Source organism: Rhodoferax sp. RT5P35, from assembly GCF_056521385.1.
In genome coordinates this window covers 1-1,420 of sequence record NZ_JBWMAX010000129.1, presented here as the reverse complement: position 1 = coordinate 1,420, position 1,420 = coordinate 1, and the positions used below count along the sequence as shown (strand labels likewise).

At 65.4% G+C, this 1,420-nt stretch carries 4 protein-coding genes; all 4 read left to right on the top strand.

Translation table 11 applies throughout. The annotated features are described in order from the left end of the window. Positions 1-62: 62 nt before the first annotated feature. Entirely contained in the window at positions 63-176 is a 114-nt protein-coding gene (locus AC097L_RS24285) for a histidine kinase dimerization/phospho-acceptor domain-containing protein (protein ID WP_479589287.1), read from the top strand. A gap of 21 nt (positions 177-197) precedes the next feature. Next, on the top strand, positions 198-752 hold the full coding sequence (locus tag AC097L_RS24280) for a sensor histidine kinase (RefSeq protein WP_479589286.1): 555 nt from the start codon (positions 198-200) through the stop codon (positions 750-752). A 3-nt stretch (positions 753-755) separates the two neighbouring features. Then, complete coding sequence (locus AC097L_RS24275; protein ID WP_479589285.1) at positions 756-1,154, top strand: response regulator; 399 nt, start codon at positions 756-758, stop codon at positions 1,152-1,154. A gap of 17 nt (positions 1,155-1,171) precedes the next feature. After that, positions 1,172-1,420: response regulator (locus AC097L_RS24270; protein WP_479589284.1), on the top strand; the 249-nt coding region annotated here is incomplete at its 3' end.

The window sequence follows — 1,420 nt, the reverse complement described above, 5'->3', positions numbered from 1 at the left end:
AACGCAAACGCTTCGAGCAGACCTTGCAGGACAAAAACCGCGTACGGGAGCGTGAGGCGCTGGTGAAAGACCGGTTTCTGGCCAGCATGTCGCACGAGCTGCGTACGCCTTTGAATTCCATCATCGGCTTCACCGGCACCCTGCGCATGCAGTTGCCCGGCCCGCTCAACGCATAGCAGGACAAGCAGTTGCGCATCGTGCAGACCAGCGCCCGCCACCTGTTGTCGTTGATCAACGATTTGCTCGACCTGGCCAAGCTGGGGGCCCACAAGTTTGACCCGTCCCGCGAGGCGGTGGACTGCCAGGCCCTGCTGGATGAGCTGGCGGCCACGCTGCGGCCCGAGGCCGAAAACAAGGGGCTGGACTTTACGCTGCGGCTGGCCCCGCAGACCTTGGTGCTGCAAACCGACCGCCGGGCACTGAGCCAGATCGTCATCAACCTGCTGGGCAACGCCATCAAGTTCACCGAGCGTGGGCGGGTGTGCCTGCAACTGGAGGCTGGTGCCAGCGCGAATGGCCCCGTGGTGCGCATCGGTGTGGAAGACACCGGTCCCGGCATTCCCGAGGCCGAGCAGGGCCGTTTGTTCGAGGCGTTTTCCCGGGTCGAGGCGGCAGACCGGCGCAGATTCGAAGGCACCGGCCTGGGCCTGCACCTGAGCCGCACACTGGCCCAGGAACTGGGCGGCGACATCACGGTGCGCAGCGTGCATGGGCAGGGCAGCATCTTCATCCTGGAGCTCCCCCTGGAGTAGCCCATGCCCGCCCGTATCCTGGTGATCGAAGACGATGACTTCAGCCGCGAGCTGGTGCGTTACCTGCTGGACCGGCACGGCTACACCGTGCTGGAGGCCGCCGACGGTGGTGCCGGCCTGGACCTGGCCCTGAGCGCGCGTCCGGACCTGGTGCTGTGCGATCTGCAGATGCCGGTGCTCAATGGCTATGAAGTGGCGCAGCGCTTGCGCAGCAACCCGCTGTGGCAGGTGGTGCCGCTGATTGCGGTCACCGCGTTTTCCATGCCGGGCGACCGCGATATTGCGCTGGCTGCAGGCTTCGACAACTACCTGACCAAACCCATCACCCCCGAGGTGTTTGTAGACCAGATCGCGGCCTTCTTGCCGCCCGGGCTCCGCGCCCCCAGCCCGCCAGACGCATAGCGCCCCAGGAACAGTTCATGGCAAAAATTCTGGTGGTCGATGATCTGGCTGAAAACCGCGAATTGCTGGTGGCCTTGATCCGCCATGGCGGCCACCAGCCACTGGAAGCCGCCGACGGTGCCCAGGCACTGGCGGTGGTGCGGGCTTCGCGCCCGGACCTGGTGATTTCGGACATCCTGATGCCCACCATGGACGGCTACGAATTTGTCCGCCAGCTGCGCGCCGACCCCCTGTGCGCGGCCACCGAGGTGATTTTCTACAGCGCG

Excerpts from the sequence above, each read along its gene's own strand:
- AC097L_RS24275 (WP_479589285.1), top strand. The coding sequence starts at position 756 with ATGCCCGCCCGTATCCTGGTGATCGAAGACGATGACTTCAGCCGCGAG.